The following is an 18,812-nucleotide window of genomic DNA, read 5'->3' on the forward strand; positions in this document are numbered from 1 at the left end:
TATATAAGCCAATGATTTTATGACAAATAACGACCAAAAAAAGAATCAAGAAAACAACGATAATACCCCAACAATTTATTGGCACGATTATGAAACATGGGGCGCAAGCCCTCAAAAAGACAGACCAAGTCAGTTTGCTGGTATTAGAACTGACTACGACTTGAATATTATAGGCGAGCCACTAATTGAGTATTGTCAGCCTGCGCCTGATTACCTTCCACACCCTGAAGCTTGTTTGATCACTGGGATCACGCCACAACACGCGCTAAAGCATGGGCTGCCTGAAAGCGAATTTATGGCTAAAATACATGCTGAGTTTAGCCGCCCAAATACCTGTGTAGCCGGATACAACAGCATTCGTTTTGATGACGAAGTCACACGCTATAGCCTTTACCGCAATTTTTATGATCCGTATGAACGAGAGTGGCAAAATGGTAATAGTCGTTGGGATATCATCGATTTGGTGAGAGCGTGTTACGCTCTGCGCCCAGAAGGCATTGAATGGCCAAAAAAAGAAGATGGTTCGCCCAGCTTTCGTCTTGAAGAACTGACAGTTGCCAATGGTATTGAACACAGTGCTGCCCACGACGCGCTAAGTGATGTCACTGCCACAATTGCACTTGCAAAGCTGATTAAAGAAAAGCAGCCAAAGCTGTATCAATTTTTCTTTAATCTGAGAACAAAAAAAGCACTGTCTGACATTGTTGATGTCTTTAACATGCAGCCTTTAGTGCATACTTCTTCAAGGATCCCTGCAACACAAGGGTGCACGACTTGGATTGCACCAATGAGTTTTCATCCCGTCAATAAAAATGCCGTTGTATGCTTTAACCTAACGCACGACCCGAGTGTACTGGTTGATCTATCTGTAGAAGAATTGCGCGATAGACTTTATACCAAGCACTCTGAGCTTGAAGAAGGCATGTTGCCTGTGGGTTTAAAACTCGTTCATTTGAACAAGTGCCCAATTATTGCACCAGCAAAAACCTTGCTACCTGAAAATGCAGCAAGATTAGGGATAGACAGAGAGCAATGTTTAGAACATTTAAAATTCTTAAAAGCGCATCCAGAGTTACGCGATAAGGTGTCGCAGGTATTTGCTGAACAAGGCGACTTTAGTGAAAACACTAACCCTGACTATCAGCTATATAACGGCTTTATTAGTAAATCTGATAAGGCAAAGTTAGCAATTGTTCGCAGCGCATCGCCTGTTGAGTTAGGTACTCTAGCCTTAGAGTTTGAAGATCCCAAATTCCACACTCTACTGTTTAGGTACCGCGCACGTAACTGGCCTGAAAGTCTGTCTCAGTCAGAACTAGAAACTTGGAGAAAATACTGCCAAGGTAAGCTTATGCACGGTGAAGATAATCCATCCATCAATGCACAAGACTTCATGCTCACCCTTGAGAACCTAGTTTATGAACATGAAGGAAACGAAAAGAAGGTCTCGATTTTAAAAGCCCTGTATCATTACGCTCAGAGCCTTTAATTTAAAGAGGCTGTGTTTTTGCAGCCTCTACTAACCTTGCTTAAAGGTGAGATTCGTAAACAGCTAACGCTTGCTCTAAGTCAGCAATTAAATCTTCCACATCTTCCAAGCCGATATGCAAACGAATAATGGGGCCGTGCTCCCAACCAGTGGTTGTTCTCAGCGCAGCCATAGAGCGGTTGGCAGTCACCAAACTCTCAAATCCCCCCCAAGAAAAGCCCATTTTAAAATGATGTAAACTGTCTAAAAAACGGTTAATTGCTTTTTGGTTTCCTGTTTTCATAACAAATGAGAACAGACCATTACTGCCGTCAAAGTCACGCTTAAAGTGCTCGTGACCTGGGTTTGTCGGCAATGCTGGGTGACGTACATGATCAACCAGTGGATGCTGCTCAACCCATTTAGCTACCGCTAACGCACTTTTTTCATGTTGCTGCAAGCGAACTGGCATTGTTCTTAAACCTCGCAACGCAAGATAAGCATCGTCCGCCGATGTACACTGCCCCAACAAATATGAGTTTTCTCGAAGTACAGGCCAATATTCCTCGTTGGCTACAGCGACGCCCATCATTACGTCCGAGTGACCAACAATATATTTAGTTGCAGCTTGAATACTGATGTCTACACCGTGTTCCAATGGTCGATAATGCCAGCCATTTCCGTAAGTGTTGTCAAGCATGGTGATCAAACCATGGGCCTTGGCTTCTTTCACTAAGGCGGGAACATCTTGTACTTCCATTGTGATAGAACCAGGAGACTCCAAAAAGAGGACTTTGGTATTTTCCTGTATCAAATCCTTTATCCCTGCACCAATCATGGGATCATAATAAGTGGTTGTAATACCAAGACCAGATAAAATCTTATCACACAGATCACGAGTCGGCTCATAGGCGGTATCAACCATAAGTAAATGATCACCAGACTTTAAGAAAGACAACAAGCTCTGGCTGATCGCAGCTGCACCACTGGGATAAAGTGCACAACCAGCGCCATTTTCTAGCTCTGTGATTGCGTCTTGCAATGCATAGTGCGTATTGGTGCCTCGACGACCGTAAAATAATGTACGATTACCACGCTCTTTAATTGCTTCATGCATATCTGCTACTGAGTCGAAAACAACAGTCGAAGCACGTTGAACTACAGGGTTCACTGTACCTTGCGTATATTGAGGTTTACGGCCAGCACTGGCTAGTTTGGTATTCTTTTTCATTCTTTACTCTTTTTCTGGAAGTTGACGCCAATGTTCAACTAAGTAACGTGATATTGAATCTGGTCTGGTAAGTTTAAAGCCGGGTTTATCGTCACCCCACTCTCCAAATGTATCGAGATCGGCGCGAGAAAACCATTGCGCTTGCTCTAGTTCATCTTGCTCAACAAAAATGTCTGTGCTTTTCGCAGTCGCAATAAAACCGAGCATAAGTGATGAAGGGAACGGCCAAGGTTGAGATGCCATATACTGGACATCATCGACTAATACGCCAGCTTCTTCTTCTACTTCTCTGGCTACCGCTTGTTCTAATGACTCACCTGGGTCCACAAAGCCTGCCAATGTCGAAAATACACCGTCAGGCCAATTCTCTTGGCGGCCTAATAGGCAACGCTCCACACCATCTTTAAAAGTATGAGTGACTAGCATGATCACAGCAGGATCCGTTCGAGGAAAAGTCATATGATTGCAGCTTTTGTTAGTACACACTCTCGCATGTCCCGCTTCAACAGGGATATTCTGGTGTCCGCAACGGCCACAAAAACAATGTGTTTTGTGCCAATAACACAGACCTCTGGCTAAAACTCCAATAGACGCACTCACATGCTCAAGTTTAGGGCCTACCTTTCTCATATCATCAAAACGATATTCGCCATCATCACAACCGTCTGAACAGACATCTATATGCGCTCGTAAATCGCCTAATTCAATTTTGGAAACATCTAGAGCAAAATAAGCGTGTTGTTCATCTTTGCCCAAAAATACTGCCAGGCTTTTATCAAGCTGTTCTATTTGCGATTGCTTTAAATAGGCTAACTGGCTCAAATCTTCAGTGTATAGGTTTTTATCATTATGAATAAGCAACCAGCGGCTTTTGTCTCCGTATTGAGTCAACAGCCAGTTTTTATCTTTTCGCTGAGCAGACGCCCTGTCTAGCGTCATTTGTGTATAGTACAACAAGCACTTTATCCTTTAATGTGAGTTACCTAATATGATAAGCAGATAATCCTAGATTGTATGAATTAAATTTGGGGTTCACAGCCAAGCACTCATAGTGCCACCTAAATTCAATGCAAAATCAGAGAAAACACGACCAATATTTAACAGAAATCTAATTTTAGTTTCTACGCTGTCACGCTAACAATAGTCGCGTTGTTTGCCAAGTATTTAGGCAAAAAAAAAGCCCGTAAGGGCTTTAAACTACAGTGTGAATTCACACTACAGAGAGGCAAGGTGCGCTTGAAGCTTTTGATTCTCAGCTTCGATATGTTTGTAAAACTCAATATTCTCTAATTTGCTTGCAGCGGCTTCATCGATCACGATCACCGCATCACGGTGCAGTTGCAATGCTGACGCTGGGCATGAAGCCGTTAATGGGCCTTCAACCGTAGCTTTAACTGCTTCAGCTTTATTCTCACCAGTAGCCAGTAAAACTACTTTTTTAGCATCTAAAATTGTTCCGATACCCATGGTAATTGATAAATGCGGCTGATACTCATCAGGACCGAAGAAACGAGCATTATCATCAATAGTCTCTTTAGTCAGCGTTTTAACACGTGTTCTCGAAGTTAAACCTGACGATGGCTCGTTAAAACCGATATGCCCATTGCGACCGATACCTAATAGCTGAACGTCCACTCCACCAGCAGCTGCAATCTGAGCCTCATATTCTTGACAGGCTTCAACCGGGTTTTTCGCGTTGCCTGGAGGCACATGTGTATGATCTTTATTGATGTCGATATGGTTGAACAATTGCTCGTTCATGAAGTAACGGTAGCTTTGTGGATGCGTGCCTTCTAGGCCTAAATACTCATCAAGGTTAAACGTCACGGCATCTTTAAAACTGATTCCGCCCTGCTTGTTTTTTTCGATAAGGTTTTGGTACAAAGCAACCGGGGTAGATCCAGTTGCTAAACCCAACACAGATTCTGCTTTGCGATTTAATTGTTTTTCAAATATATCTGCACCATAAGCAGCGACTTCAGCAGCATTTTTTAAAATTACTATTTGCATGATATTAAAGCTCAATGTTGAGTTTGAATTAAGAAAAATGGGATCTGAGCCCTGCTTCGCGTGCAATCAAAACAAGGCCAGATCTAAACCTAATTGGGATACACTGTATTAGGTTATTACCATTATGACAACGCTGTCATTATTATCAGAAAAAAAGCCTTTGTAAAGTAAAAGTGAAGAAAAATTTGTGTTTTTTTTGAGCCAATAAAAAACGGCCATCAAAATGACGGCCGTTTTTACTCAGAATTAGGGGGTTATACGCTGACAAATATTTTGCGTTTGTACATCCAGTGAAGAACCAATAACTGCACCAGTAACAAAGCAATCACCGCAAATAAAGGCTGCCAATCTGGTCCAACTGCATTGATAAATCCACCAAATACACTCTTACTAATAAATTCCCAATTCACCAAACTGGAAGCTAAGTAAATAATAATTGAGTTAGCGCCGATGATCACAAATGGATAGGCAAATCTCTGCCCATTCAAAATATCAACCAACGCATAAAATAGCGCAAGTAAAATCGCACTCCAACCTACGGTTACAAATACAAAAGAGCTGGTCCAAAGTTCTTTGTTTACCGGAAATTGCAAATGCCATAGCCAACCTAGCGCTACACTGATTGCACCTGCTCCGAATAGGTAACCAGCAGTTTTCCATTGCCCTATTTTGTCTACACGCGCAATAAGTTGACCAGCAAATACACCTGCTATTGCATTAACAATGGCCGGTACACTAGAAAGAATGCCTTCAGGGTCAACCGGACGGTTTTGGTAAGTAATACCTGGCAGTAAGTTTTGATCAAACCAAGCATTCCAGCTGTATGTGCCTGGCGCTGCAAGTTGACCAGCACCTCCTCCGGGGACCGGGATAAAGTTCAATAATACCCAGTAGCCTAATAAAATGGCCCCAGCCACGATACCTGTCGTCCGCAAGCTTGTATGCCACACCAACATCGCACAGAAGAACCAAGCAATTGCAATACGACCAAGGACACTTGAGTAGCGAATTTCATCAAGCGCTAGTGGAATACCTGTTCCCCAACCATGGTTGTACATAATCCCTAAGCCACATAATAAAAACAACCGCTTGAGCGCTTTTTGGTAGTAAGGCTTTCTTTCACTAAATGGTAAATGATCTATACGCTTTGGGGATAACCCCATAGCAACACCAGATAAGAAGATAAACAGAGGAAATATTAAGTCATAAAATGTAAACCCATGCCACGGGCTGTGCACAGTGTGCGCTTCAAAGAGTTTCCAACCTTGCCAACCAGTCAGTACAAAAAGCGCCGCGAAAATAGACTGACCACCTAAGATCCAAAACATGTCCATACCACGCAGGGCATCTAATGAAGCCAATCTTTGTTTTTTATTCGTCATCAATACCTTTCCTGTAAAAACAAAAAATCCCCGCTAAACTGCAGCGGGGTTTTTTACCCAGGGAACTTTAAATTTTTTTTCCGCCAATGAAGTTACTTAGAACTTCTTGACTGTTGTTTAATACTACAAAGTCTGCATCAGCCCCTTCCAATAGATGGCCTTTGTCAGATAACCCTAAGTATTGCGCAGGATATAACGAAGCCATTCTCAATGCTTCAGTTAACGTTATATCAAGTGTATTAACCGTATTTCTCACCGCACTTGCCATATCAAGCACACTACCCGCTAATTCACCAGTTGTGGAATTGAGTCTGTCACCCGTCCTAATCACTTTCCGGCCGTCAAAAAAGTCAAACTCCATATCATTGGTACCGACTGGAGGCATTGCATCGGTGACAAGCATAATTTTACCACGTTGTTTGGAGCGTATCGCAAGCTTTGCAGACGCAGGGTGCACATGGTGACCATCTACAATCAAACCACACCAAGCGTTATCTTCCCACAACGCGGCGCCAACAACGCCAGGCTCTCTCGATGTATATGCCGACATCGCATTAAATAAATGCGTAAAGCCATCTACACCGACCTCAAGTGCAGCCATGGTTGTTTCAAAGTCTGCATTTGAGTGGCCAACACTTACCTTCACACCCAAATCAATTAAGCGTTTGATGTCTTCCAGCGGTACGGTTTCTGGTGCCAAGGTTACCATCTTTATACCAAGGTCCTGCCTTGCATAAATCGCGAACTCTTCTTCAGAGATAGGTCTGATGAACTGCTCACTATGCGTACCTTTTTTAGGGTAAGACAAATGTGGGCCTTCAAAGTGGATCCCGACAACACCAGGCTCTCCTTGCGCAATTGCTTGTGCAGTTGCATCCGCAGCACGTGCCATTACTTCAACTTTATCGGTAATAAGTGTAGGCATTAACGCTGTTGAGCCATATTTTGCATGTGCTGTAACAATGGTTCTTAAGCATTCGATGGTTTGTTCGGCATTAAAGAAGCCGCCGCCGCCACCATTTACTTGCACATCGATCAATCCTGGTGCAACCAGCCCTTCTAGGACTTCAGGGTTTTCATCACTGTTTTGAGTTGCGAATGAAATTTTTCCATCTACTACCAAAAACTCGACATTATTTTTGAGTTTGTGCCCATCAAATAACTGGCGTGCTAAATATTTCTTCATTTTTATACCGCCTTTTCGGACTGCTGCTCAACACTTTGGATTGCAAAGAAAATTGCGCCCATTTCTGGCGGCTGTTTTGGAGATTCAACAATCTTTGCAATTTCAGGGTCAAGCCATTTACGCAATGGTTCAGAAAGACCACCTATCATAGATAAACGAGGCGGGTTATTTTCCATTAAGCGATGCGCTAACTTGCTAATATAGTCGGCCCCTTCTTTGACAATGTTTAAAGCGACATCATCTTTGTCTTCAGCAGCAGCCAAAACGAATCTCGCTAACTGAGCATAACTACTGGATGGTTTACCTGCCATTTGTTCAGCAATACCCATCGCTGTTGTGGTGTTAAAATGCTGTTTTAAGGTATCACTCAAAGAAGTAGTTGGACCGAGTTTATCAATTGCTAATAAAGCAGCTTTTACCGCTTCCAAACCCATCCATGCACCACTGCCCATGTCACCTTGTGCAAAGCCGTGTCCGCCATAATTGACCGAAACACCATCAACCATTGCAAAGCCACAAGAGCCCGTGCCAGTTATAATTACAGCTCCATCTCCACCTTCGTGCGCGCCAATACACGCCGTATGTAGATCTGTAGTTAAAAACATTTGTTTAAATGGGTGGTCCCATCTCATTATTTTTTCGTGCAATGTTGGAAGGTTCACACCTGCAAGACCTAAGCCCGCATATAAGTTGTGAACAGCTTCAATTCTAAGTCCTGCATCCTGCAGTGCTAATTGAGTCGACACCATTATTGACTCAATGGTTCTTTCAAAACCATGAAGAGGATTAGCAGGTCCACCTAGACCAGTTCCCAAAACGCCGTTTTTGATTGAGTAGATGGTAGCGCGGCACTTTGTCCCCCCTCCATCAATACCTATATACAACTGGTCTTGTTCAACCTGTTTAGCCATCATTAAGCGACCCCTAAAAAAAAGATATGAACGCAAATTTCTTCGCGACACAGTATTCAGTCATGTTGATTTGATGTTACACAATAAATGACAGCGTTGTCATTAAGTTTTTTATTATTTTTTCTCAGTTTGAGAAATTTTAATATTGCACACTTTGACGTAATTGTCAGGAAAAATTCAAAAATCAGGACTTTAAAAATATAAAAAAGCGGCTATAACAAAGCCGCTTTTTTATTTTAAATCAGAGTGTTACTTAACACCTAGTTCTCTTAGTCGCTCTTGCAAATATGAGTCCGCAGTATATCGTTCTGACAACACTACTTCCGGCTTAGGGTGTAAAAACAGCGGTAGTGAAATTCGCGATTTGTCACTCGCCTTGCCCGTCGGATTGATCACACGGTGAATTGTTGATGGGAAGTATCCACCTGATGCCTCTTGCAGCATATCACCGATGTTGATGATTAGTGAGCCAAAATCACATGGTACATCTAACCAACTACCATCACCTTTTTGAACCTGTAACCCAGGCTCATTAGAAGCTGGTAATACAGTTAATAAGTTAATATCACCATGCGCTGCTGCACGAATTGCACCAGGCTCTTCGTCACCAGTCATTGGTGGGTAGTGTAAAACACGTAACAGTGTTTGATCTGAGTCTTTGATCATATCTTTTAGATCGATCGAAAACTTAGCACGTACATCTTCAGGCGCTTCGGATTGAACCCAGCTTAGAAGCTCGGCAGCAAACTCGTTTGCTAAACGGTAGTATTCTCTGATCTCAGCATCTAACTGAGCAGGTACTCGGCCTTTTGGATAAACGTGAAAATATTCCTTAATGTCTTTTACAGTAAAGCCTTTAGCGACTTCTGAAACTTCCGGTGGGAAATAGCCATCTTGAGTGTCCTTGTCAAATAGGAAGTCGTGCTTTTCTTCTGAGTAGAAGAACTCTTGCCAGTTTTTATATATAGACTCTACAAGCTCTTTAGGAATTGGGTGATTTTTAAGAACACCAAAACCCGTGTTGCGAAGAGACTCAACAAATTCTTTTGCTGCTGTAGCTGACTTATAATCAACTGTAGGTAGCTGTTGCATAATGGTTCCACCAATTTTTTTGCGTGACTTCAATTCAAAACATTAACTATAAGAATTATTTATAATTAACCCCTCGAACAAAGATATAATATCTTTGTTCGCGAGCTTAGTGAAATAAAGGCACCTACATAAGGACTTATGTCCGCTTCACTCTCGATAATTATTAATCGTTGATTCAGATCAAGCTGAATTTAATGGAATTTCAATTGACCACTCTAATCCTCTACCCCGGTTAGATAACTGGTAAGAACCGCCTAAAGCACTTCCAATTAAATTCGCGGTAACAGAAGCGCTCAACCCAACGTGTCCGCTATTGCCTCGTTTAGTTGTAATAAAAGGCTTTATAACCTCTTCCGGGGTGATATCAACTAGACCCTGCCCATGATCGTAGTACAAAAACTCAATGTACTGCTCTTTTAATGTCACCTCTATGGAAATGGCTTTACCACTGCTCAGGCCGCCATGGGACAATGAGTTGTCTATCAGATTGTCAAAAATGGTCAATAATATGTCCCTGTCGGCCATAAAGTTTGCATCTATCGCGCGCACCTCAATAGAGATGTTCTTTTTAGACCAACTACTTTTCAAATCATTTAATAAAGCAATAACATTAACAGCAGAGGGGGTCGTTGGACGCTCAACGCGTGCGATCTCTTTTAACACTTTAACGAACTGTGCTACTCGCGACAGATTTCGCTCACATAGTTCCACGCCTTGTTTGGATTCTTCTAGTCCCGTAGCAAGCTGCTCGGCGCAGAGCGTTTCACTGCCAAATGCGTCAATCAATTGAGATAAGATACCTTCAAAATGCGTCACAGCTGTGATAGCTGCACCTAGTGGTGTATTGATTTCATGTGCGACACCAACCACCATTTGATTCATTACATGGGACAGTTGCTGGCGCACAGCCAATTTATGCGCATCTAACAGCTTTAATTGGGTATTTACTCTTGCTAATACTTCTGGGGGCTTAAAAGGCTTTGTAATATAATCAACACCACCAACTTCTAACGCGGCGACAATATTGTCCGTCTCTCGCTCTGCACTAACAAATATTATTGGGATCTGTGCAGTTCTTTGTGTTTGCTTCAATGTTTTGCACAATGTAAGTCCATCCATACCTGGCATTTTTATGTCGGAAATAATCAAAGTAGGAAGATGTTCGTTTGCAATTTTCAAAGCAACTTCGCCACTAATCGCAGCAAACACCTTATGTCCTTCGTTCCTTAAAATAAGTTGAAGGATTTGCAAGTTTTCTGCAACATCATCAACTATGAGTATTTCAGCCATCTTTTGACACCCTTCACATTTCGTCAGCTCCCTACGTCATCTCACACCGCTTGTTAATTACGTGCGTGCGACTATTGTTAATATTAGTCAAGTTTTGGAAAGTAAGTTATGTCAATAAAAACAATGTTTCATTCGTTTTTTGTAATACTCCCTACCTTACTCGTCGCCAACTTAGTTTTTATGTCAAGCTGGGAAGGCGAAATGACGTCACAGAAGCTTCACATCAATCAACTCAGTGCACGTTATGACGCGCTAAATCAACTTCAAATGACGAACTTAACGCTGCTGTTTGATGTAAAAAACCATGTGTTAGACAACTCTGAGAGCAGAACACAACTAAAACAACAATTGCTCCGCTCTCGCGTCACACTAGAATCGCTCAAATCAAATTCAGAGTCCCTCGATACCAATAGCAAGCTCAATCAAGCATTTAACACCTATATGGTGATGCAAACGCTATACGAAACACTCTCTAACCAGCAGACAAACATTCAGCAACAAACCTGGGATAAAAGTTTGATGCCTGCCCACCAGCGATCAACCAGCGCAATTGCACTTGCCTTAGATGCGACCAACGCACAATTACTGTTGGCAAAGCAGCGCATGTATCAAAGCAGTAACAATTTACTGTTTTACCTCTGGGTAAGCCTAATTACTTTGTTGTTTATTACGTTGTTTATATTGTATTACTTGAATAAACGCTTTATTTCCCCTTTTAGTTTGTTACACCGCGCTTTTTGCATCGACAAAAATTACAATGGCCAGAGCATTTCATTGCCTGCAAATTTACAGGGGGAAGTCGCTGACATCGTGCAATCTGTTTCACTGACCTACCAAAGCCTCGACGAGCGCGCTGATACAGCCAAAATAAGACATGCTTTTAGCGGCGAAATACGCCACTGTACCGCTCCCTCACAAATGAACCAGATAGCCGCAAAATTTATCGCCGAACATTTTCAAAGTCCAAGCGTAGCCCTCTTCAAATATGAGGGCGAAAGGTTTATACAACAGTCCGTTATAGGTTTCCCAGCCTATTTTGATGAACAATCAATTCAAGTTAATAAACTCGTGTCTGAAAAGTGTACGCAAGCCTTCATTAGTGAGAACAAAAACGCTGTGTTACACAAAGATGGTTTAACTCTTGAAGTACATACCATACTGTACTTACCACTCATTATTGGTGAGGAACTTACGGGGTGTGTTGTCGTTGCCTTTACTAGCCCTTTAAAAAATGCCCATGAACAATGCTTAAAGCTATTGTGTGAAGACCTGAGTATACAGCTAAGGTTAAGTGAAAATACGCAAAAACAAATTGAAGCAGAAAATGCCTTAGCTGCCCATTTAGAACTCACCTTACACATCATCAATGCGATCCCTAATCCAACCTATTACCGAGACACAAAAGGCATTTTTATGGGGGTCAACCGAGCCTTTTTAGCGTTTATCGATAAATTCGAAGTCGAAGTCACTGACTCCCATTTAAACGACGTGTTTGATGATAAAACTGCGACTTACTTGGATACAAAGTCCCAGCGTACCATTACAGAAAAGGACGCCCACTCATTTGCACTTTCCATGGAGAATAGCCTCAAAGATCCCCGAGAGCTCATTGTGTACGAGGCACCATTTTTTGATAGCTTAGGAGAAGTGGGCGGCGTTGTAGGCACCTTCTTAGATGTGACTGAGCGCAATGAACTTGAACGCCAGATGCTAAATGCAAAAGAAGAAGCTGATAAAAATGCGCAAGTAAAAGGGGAGTTTCTTGCCAATATGAGTCATGAAATCCGCTCACCTATGAACGCGATTATCGGTATGGCTCACCTCGCCCTTAATTCAGACTTGTCACCAAAACAGCATGGATACGTGACCAAAATTGATTATGCGGCAAAACAGTTACTGAAATTGATCAACGACATACTGGACTTTTCCAAAATAGAAGCAGGCAAAGTCGACATTGAGCATATTCCCTTTGAATTGGATAAAGTACTCGATAATGTAACCACGATAGTCGGACTCAAAGCACAAGAGAAACAGCTAGACCTGATATTTAATGTACCAACGGATCTCCCCAATAATTTTGTGGGCGACCCGTTGAGACTGTCACAAATACTCATCAACTTAGCTGGCAATGCAGTTAAGTTCACTGAAACTGGCGGCGTAACTCTCTCGGTATCAATACTTAACAAGCAATCAGATCAAGCCAAGCTCACCTTCTCCGTCAAAGACACAGGAATTGGTATGAGTAAAGAGCAACAAACAAAGTTGTTTCAATCCTTTTCTCAAGCAGATACCTCCACCACCCGAAAATATGGCGGCACGGGACTTGGACTGACTATTTCTCAGCAGTTGGTAAAATTACTCGGTGGCGAGATTTTCGTTGAGAGCGATCTAAATTGTGGTTCGGAGTTTTATTTTACTCTGCCGATGGCTATCAATAACTACGCATCAACACCTGCGAAAAGTGGCCAAAGCTTTGAAGGTAAATCAGCCTGTGTTATCGATGACAACGAAGATGCTAGAGACATCATGGAAACCATGCTTGAATCTCTAGGTTTTACGGTGTCACTATTTGAAAGTGGAAAAAGCTTTATCGAGCAACTAGCGCAATCACACTATGAACACGATATCTACTTTGTAGATTGGCATATGCCTGATATCAATGGTGTGGATACCATTGAGCAATTGAAGGAAAAAGGTTTGTCAGGCTTTTTTGTACTCGTCACCGCTCACGGTCATGAAGTTTCGTTCAAAGAATCACACAAGAGCATGATTGATAGTATGCTGCTGAAACCATTTAACCCGTCGAGCTTGTTAGACTGTATTCAAGTTTGCTTTGGTGCAACCCCCTCCCCCTCAACACAACAAAAAATTGAAGATAATCAACAAGTGCTTGCGGGTTTGCATATTTTGGTCGCAGAAGATCAGCCAGTAAACCAAGAGATTGCCGTTGAGATCTTGAGCTTCCACGGCGCACAAGCAAGCGTCGCCTGCAATGGTGAGGTGGCACTCAAAGCCGTGCAAGACCATGATTACGATATAGTCCTTATGGATATGCAAATGCCTGTGTTAGATGGGATCGAAGCGACAAAGGCCATTCGTAAACTTATCCCTATGGATAAGCTACCAATTCTTGCAATGACAGCCAATGCAATGGGACCTGATATTCAACTTTGTTTGGATGCAGGGATGAACGGGCATGTCTCAAAGCCGATAGATGTCGAGGGGTTGCTCAACACCATTGTAGATACTTTAGCATCTATACAACCTCTAGAAGAAAAAGCCGAACGTATTATAGACGACCCTCATCAACCACAACCTGAAACCATTAGCCACGTTGAATTGAATGGAATTAACGTTAAAGAAGGTATACAGCGTGCAGCAAACAACGAGTCTGTTTATTTCAAGTTGTTAAATAAATTCATAACTCAGCAGATTGAAGAGGTGATCAATTTAAAGCAGGCCATAAGCATGGGGAATTCAGAGTTATCGCTCGATATTCTTCACGCGATGAAAGGCGCTGGGGCCAATCTATCAATGGAGTACTTTGCAGAAATTGCACATGACATTGAAGGGCAAGTAAAAACTGACACTATAGATCTCACTAAACTGGATCAGCTATCAAACTACCTAGCCGAGACAAAAAACAAGGCTTCTTTATTACTTGAACAGAAAAAGGAGAAAGTAAACGAGCAGCATCAATACTCTGTCAATGAGTTTGCTGTGGCGCTAAAAGAATACGACTCAAAAGCAACCGATATTGTTGAACACCTTGAAGAGACCGAAGGTTTAGACGAGCACACCATTAACGAACTCAAAATTATGGTGGCAAGATTTGAATTCGCCGACGCGTATAAATTACTGCAAAGCGTAACAGGCGAACTAGAAAGTTAAATGGGTTTGCTTGCAACAAACAGCCTTGCACGGCAAACCCAGATTATCAAATTTACAATCCTAACTCTGCCATGAAGTCGTCATCTGCCGCGTCTTCTTGCGTCTGCGCTGGTTGCTTTGTTGCCTTGCCCGAAGTTGCTGTTTGATTTGCGATGATATCATCTGGGTCTACCGCTTCTGAAATATCAAAATCATGCAGCTTAATAAACTCAGTCTTATCCATCGCTAACTCAAGATAAAAAATATTCTGCCCCTGTGTAGTAAACGTAACTCGTCTCGCTTGAGGCCTATCCATCGTTGTATCCACCGAGATCTGCACCTGTTTGTTAATCGCCATCATCTTCGGCTGGTTTTGGGTAATGGAGGTATGTAGCTGCTCCCGCACTTTACCAGTAAAGTCACCCACTATCTGGTTCATCAATTCGCCCATCACATTGGACACATCGTCAGATAAGTGGCTTTGAGCTATTTCGCTTTCAGGCATCCCCATATTTCGCATGTAATCCTGATATACTTCCATTGCCGCTTGTGCTGTAAAATTCGTCACGACAAGCCCTGTAAAACCACCGTCAAACAAAACAAAACAACCGATATCAGGTCTCATACATGTACGAGTGATTTTTTGTACCATTGCTGAATACGATATTTGATTACCGCTTGCAGAAGAGAGCACCTCAGTAACTGAGTGACATAGGGTGGATAGGATATCTTCTGTGCTGACAACTTTATTTTTCGCCATTTTTTATCTCATTTTTTACTTCTTATGACTAATAGTAGCCAAGCTACTCAATTTATCACTGACTATCCAGTATAAAATGCTAAAATGGCAAGATTATTTTTGTATGAGAGTAGTATTGTGACTGGCAAAGACAGTATTTATGCCGCAGAGCAAGAAGTAAAAGACTTTACATTTGACGCTAATGTCGTTGAAGTGTTCCCCGATATGATCCAACGGTCGGTACCTGGCTACGCCACAATGGTGAGCACAATGGGTAAGTTAGCGGGTCAATTTGCACAGAGTAATTCTAATTTATATGATCTTGGGTGCGCGTTAGGCGCAGTTACACTCAGCATGCGACGCAATATTGACAAAGAAAACTGTCAAATTATCGCGGTTGATAACTCAGCCCCTATGGTAGAGCGCTGCCAACTTCACCTCAAAGGCTTTAAATCAGAGGTGCCTGTCGATGTACAACTGGGCGATATCAACGAAATCGAAATAAAGAATGCAAGCGTCGTAGCAATGAACTTTACATTGCAATTTATCCCTCAAGAGCAGAGACAAACTGTACTTGAAAAAATCTACGCAGGACTAAAACCCGGTGGTGTTTTACTTCTATCCGAAAAAATCAAAGGCGAAAATGATGTAAAAGACAATCTATTGATTGACTTACACCATGACTTCAAACGCCAAAATGGCTATTCGGAGCTAGAAATCAGCCAAAAAAGAACTGCCATTGAGAACATTATGCGTACGGATGCATTAAGCACCCACATTGAACGACTCCATACTGTTGGATTTGGAAATACCCAAGTTTGGTATCAGTGCTTTAACTTTTGCTCAATGGTAGCAATCAAATAACGAGAACATTATGAATACCTGGTTTAACGACTTTTATGCAGCTATCGCCAAAAATCAACTGTGCCATTGGCTAGATACTTTGCCTGCACAATTAACGCACTGGCAAAAAGAAGCACAGCACGGTGATTGGCCAAAGTGGGAAAAAGTTCTTAAGAATTTACCGCAGTCACAAACAAACCATATTAATATCGCTGACCGTGTTGAGTTTGGCCTGAGTGAGGAACTTTCAGAGGGCCATACTAAACAGCTGACACACCTGCTCAAACGCATGATGCCTTGGAGAAAAGGTCCTTTTCATATACACGGAATTCATATTGATACTGAGTGGCGTAGCGACTGGAAATGGGATCGCCTATTACCACATATTAGCGATTTGCACGGTAGAACAGTATTAGACATCGGGTGTGGCTCTGGCTATCACTTATGGCGCATGAAAGGCGCTGGGGCTGAATTTGTCGTTGGTATCGACCCTTCAGACTTATTCTTGAGCCAATTTCAAGCTATCAAACACTTTAACCCGGATCCAGACGTGCATTTGCTGCCACTTGGAGTGGAGCAGTTGCCCGAGCTAAAAGCATTCGATACCGTATTCTCTATGGGTGTACTCTACCACAGACGCTCTCCAATCGACTTTTTAAGCCAATTACGTGCGCAATTACGTAAAGGCGGTGAACTGGTGCTAGAGACCTTAGTCATTGAAGGTGATGTCAATACCGTTTTAGTCCCGACAGACCGCTATGCAAAAATGCGAAATGTATGGTATATACCGAGTTGCGACGCTCTGAAACTTTGGCTCGAACGTGTTGGGTTCAAAAACGTTAGGGTTGTTAACGAAGATACAACGTCATTAGATGAACAGCGAAGAACAGAGTGGATGGAAACCGAATCTCTAGCAGACTTCTTAGATCCACTAGTTCCGAGCAAAACCATTGAAGGATACCCTGCCCCACTGCGGGCAATTTTTATCGCAGAAGCTTAAACATTTCAAATAAAAAAAGCCGCTCAATTGAGCGGCTTTTTATGACTTACCCAGCAGGATATATGTAGCTAGATTGCAAGCCCAATGGAATGCTAAGACCCCAATAAGCTAACAAGAAGATACTCCAACCAACTAGGAAAGCGATAGAGTACGGGATCATAAGAGCAATTAGCGTACCAATTCCTGTGTTTTTAACATACTTCTGACAGTAAACAACAACCAATGGGAAATACGGCATCAAAGGTGTAATGATATTTGAGCTAGAGTCACCCACACGGTATGCAGCCTGCGTTAAATCAGGAGACAAACCAAGCTGCATCAACATAGGAACAAAGATAGGGCCTAACAATGCCCATTTTGCCGAGCTTGAACCAACAAATAGGTTCACAAACGCTGTTAAGAAAATAATACCAACAACCGTTACAGAACTTGGTAGCGCAAGCGCTTTAAGTACTTCAGCACCTTCAATTGCAAGTAACGCCCCCAAATTAGACTGACTAAACGCACTGATAAAGAGCGCACAGAAAAACGCCATAACAATGTAATATGCCATGCTGCCCATGGATTTACTCATTGCATCAATCATATCTTTAGACGACTTAAATGTACCGACAAGGAAGCCATATACAGCACCAGGGATCCAAAACAGCAAGAATATAAGCGGTACAATGGATTGCATTAGCGGTGCACTAAATTCGGTTAACGCACCACTTGGGCTTCTAAGTGCTGAGTCTTCACCACTTGCAGCATAAATTAGCAGAGCAATACCAGAGAGCATAACGCCAGACGCAGCTAAAAATGCACGTTTTTCTTTTGCATTTACTTCGTCAAAAGAAGGCAAGCTATTTGTGTCACCATCAATTTCCGTATTTTTTAAACGAGGTTCGATGATTTTATCTGTGATGTACCAGCCTAATAAAATGATGAATAAGCTAGAAGCTGAGGTGAAAAACCAGTTATTTAACGGATTCACCGCAATATCTGGGTCAATGATTTGCGCTGCACTTTGCGTGAAGCTCTGCAGCAATGGGTCGATTCCTGATGGAATGAAGTTTGCGCTAAATCCACCACTCACACCAGCAAATGCTGCCGCAATACCAGCGAGCGGATGACGGCCCATCGCGTAAAAAATAACACCGGCAAGTGGGATCACCAATACATACCCAGCATCAGTTGCCGTATGGCTAACAATCGCAATCAAGATAATTGAAGGCGTTAGGAGCGCTTGCGGTGTACGTTTTAACATAAGCTTTAAGCCCGTATTGATGTAGCCAGAATGCTCAGCTACACCCACACCCAACATGGCGACCAATACGACACCCAAAGGCGCGAAACCTGTGAATGTTTTAACCATGTTGGCTAAAAAGTTAGCAAGTGAATCACCGCTTAGTAGATTGTGTATAACAATAGCCTCACCGGTACGAGGGTCTATTGCATCAAAAGTAGTACTTGAAAATATCCAAGAAAGGAACCATATCAGCAACATTGCCGACAAGAAAATAATAGCTGGATCGGGCAGTTTATTCCCTACACGTTCGATCCCGTTAAGAAAACGCGCAACAGCCCCACTCGGCGCTGCCGTTTCAGGTGATTGACTCATAATTATTCCCAAACAATAAAATTATCTAACCTTAACTTAACAAAGCAAATGAAAGCAATAAAACGTCCCTGAATTACCAACTGGTTGATTATTTAACAGGCAAAAGACACAAAATCTGCTAAGCCCGCTCAAAAATTAACAAGGTGGGGCTATACTCAAATGCAGTCAGTGTTAATATCTCAGTTAGATG

Annotated in this window: 14 protein-coding genes; 4 read left to right on the forward strand and 10 right to left on the reverse strand. The window is 42.3% G+C overall.

The features are described from left to right. Positions 1–19 precede the first annotated feature (19 nt). Entirely contained in the window at positions 20–1,489 is a 1,470-nt protein-coding gene (sbcB, locus tag J8M00_RS10760; RefSeq protein ID WP_211010245.1) for an exodeoxyribonuclease I, read from the forward strand. A gap of 40 nt (positions 1,490–1,529) precedes the next feature. Here the strand turns inward: sbcB and J8M00_RS10765 are convergent, their stop codons facing one another. The 8 genes from J8M00_RS10765 to J8M00_RS10800 form a co-directional block, all read right to left on the reverse strand. Continuing rightward, positions 1,530–2,699, reverse strand: a complete 1,170-nt coding sequence (locus J8M00_RS10765) for a cystathionine beta-lyase (protein ID WP_211010246.1) — start codon at positions 2,697–2,699, stop codon at positions 1,530–1,532. Between the two features lie 3 nt (positions 2,700–2,702). Beyond that, positions 2,703–3,656 carry an NAD(+) diphosphatase gene (gene nudC / locus J8M00_RS10770; RefSeq protein ID WP_247687322.1) on the reverse strand — a complete coding sequence of 318 codons (954 nt, stop codon included), beginning with the start codon at positions 3,654–3,656 and terminating at the stop codon, positions 2,703–2,705. A 258-nt stretch (positions 3,657–3,914) separates the two neighbouring features. Beyond that, positions 3,915–4,709 (reverse strand): glucosamine-6-phosphate deaminase, encoded by a 795-nt coding sequence (gene nagB / locus J8M00_RS10775; RefSeq protein WP_211010247.1) that lies wholly within the window; start codon positions 4,707–4,709, stop codon positions 3,915–3,917. Between the two features lie 254 nt (positions 4,710–4,963). After that, a complete protein-coding gene (gene nagX / locus J8M00_RS10780; protein ID WP_211010248.1) occupies positions 4,964–6,091 on the reverse strand; it encodes a transmembrane glucosamine N-acetyltransferase NagX in 1,128 nt (375 codons plus the stop codon). 67 nt (positions 6,092–6,158) lie between these two features. Further along, a complete protein-coding gene (gene nagA, locus J8M00_RS10785) occupies positions 6,159–7,277 on the reverse strand; it encodes an N-acetylglucosamine-6-phosphate deacetylase (protein WP_211010249.1) in 1,119 nt (372 codons plus the stop codon). 2 nt (positions 7,278–7,279) lie between these two features. Further along, the gene (nagK, locus tag J8M00_RS10790) at positions 7,280–8,191 is read right to left on the reverse strand and encodes an N-acetylglucosamine kinase (protein ID WP_211010250.1); all 912 of its coding nucleotides are present in this window, start codon (positions 8,189–8,191) and stop codon (positions 7,280–7,282) included. 246 nt (positions 8,192–8,437) lie between these two features. After that, positions 8,438–9,280 (reverse strand): isopenicillin N synthase family dioxygenase, encoded by an 843-nt coding sequence (locus J8M00_RS10795; protein WP_211010251.1) that lies wholly within the window; start codon positions 9,278–9,280, stop codon positions 8,438–8,440. Positions 9,281–9,460: 180 nt separating this feature from the next. Continuing rightward, positions 9,461–10,570 carry an ATP-binding response regulator gene (locus tag J8M00_RS10800; protein ID WP_211010252.1) on the reverse strand — a complete coding sequence of 370 codons (1,110 nt, stop codon included), beginning with the start codon at positions 10,568–10,570 and terminating at the stop codon, positions 9,461–9,463. A 108-nt stretch (positions 10,571–10,678) separates the two neighbouring features. Here J8M00_RS10800 and J8M00_RS10805 point away from each other — a divergent pair, with 108 nt between their 5' ends. Further along, positions 10,679–14,461 carry a response regulator gene (locus tag J8M00_RS10805; protein WP_211010253.1) on the forward strand — a complete coding sequence of 1,261 codons (3,783 nt, stop codon included), beginning with the start codon at positions 10,679–10,681 and terminating at the stop codon, positions 14,459–14,461. Positions 14,462–14,513: 52 nt separating this feature from the next. Here the strand turns inward: J8M00_RS10805 and J8M00_RS10810 are convergent, their stop codons facing one another. Then, on the reverse strand, positions 14,514–15,200 hold the full coding sequence (locus J8M00_RS10810) for a DUF3334 family protein (protein WP_211010254.1): 687 nt from the start codon (positions 15,198–15,200) through the stop codon (positions 14,514–14,516). A 117-nt stretch (positions 15,201–15,317) separates the two neighbouring features. Here J8M00_RS10810 and cmoA point away from each other — a divergent pair, with 117 nt between their 5' ends. Together cmoA and cmoB are read left to right on the forward strand one after the other, a co-directional pair. Further along, positions 15,318–16,043 carry a carboxy-S-adenosyl-L-methionine synthase CmoA gene (gene cmoA / locus J8M00_RS10815; protein WP_211010377.1) on the forward strand — a complete coding sequence of 242 codons (726 nt, stop codon included), beginning with the start codon at positions 15,318–15,320 and terminating at the stop codon, positions 16,041–16,043. Positions 16,044–16,053: 10 nt separating this feature from the next. After that, positions 16,054–17,022 (forward strand): tRNA 5-methoxyuridine(34)/uridine 5-oxyacetic acid(34) synthase CmoB, encoded by a 969-nt coding sequence (gene cmoB / locus J8M00_RS10820; protein WP_211010255.1) that lies wholly within the window; start codon positions 16,054–16,056, stop codon positions 17,020–17,022. 46 nt (positions 17,023–17,068) lie between these two features. Here the strand turns inward: cmoB and J8M00_RS10825 are convergent, their stop codons facing one another. Continuing rightward, positions 17,069–18,622, reverse strand: a complete 1,554-nt coding sequence (locus tag J8M00_RS10825) for an AbgT family transporter (protein WP_023401594.1) — start codon at positions 18,620–18,622, stop codon at positions 17,069–17,071. Positions 18,623–18,812: the final 190 nt, after the last annotated feature.

It is taken from the genome of Pseudoalteromonas luteoviolacea, assembly GCF_018100925.1.
Taxonomy (GTDB): domain Bacteria; phylum Pseudomonadota; class Gammaproteobacteria; order Enterobacterales; family Alteromonadaceae; genus Pseudoalteromonas; species Pseudoalteromonas obscura.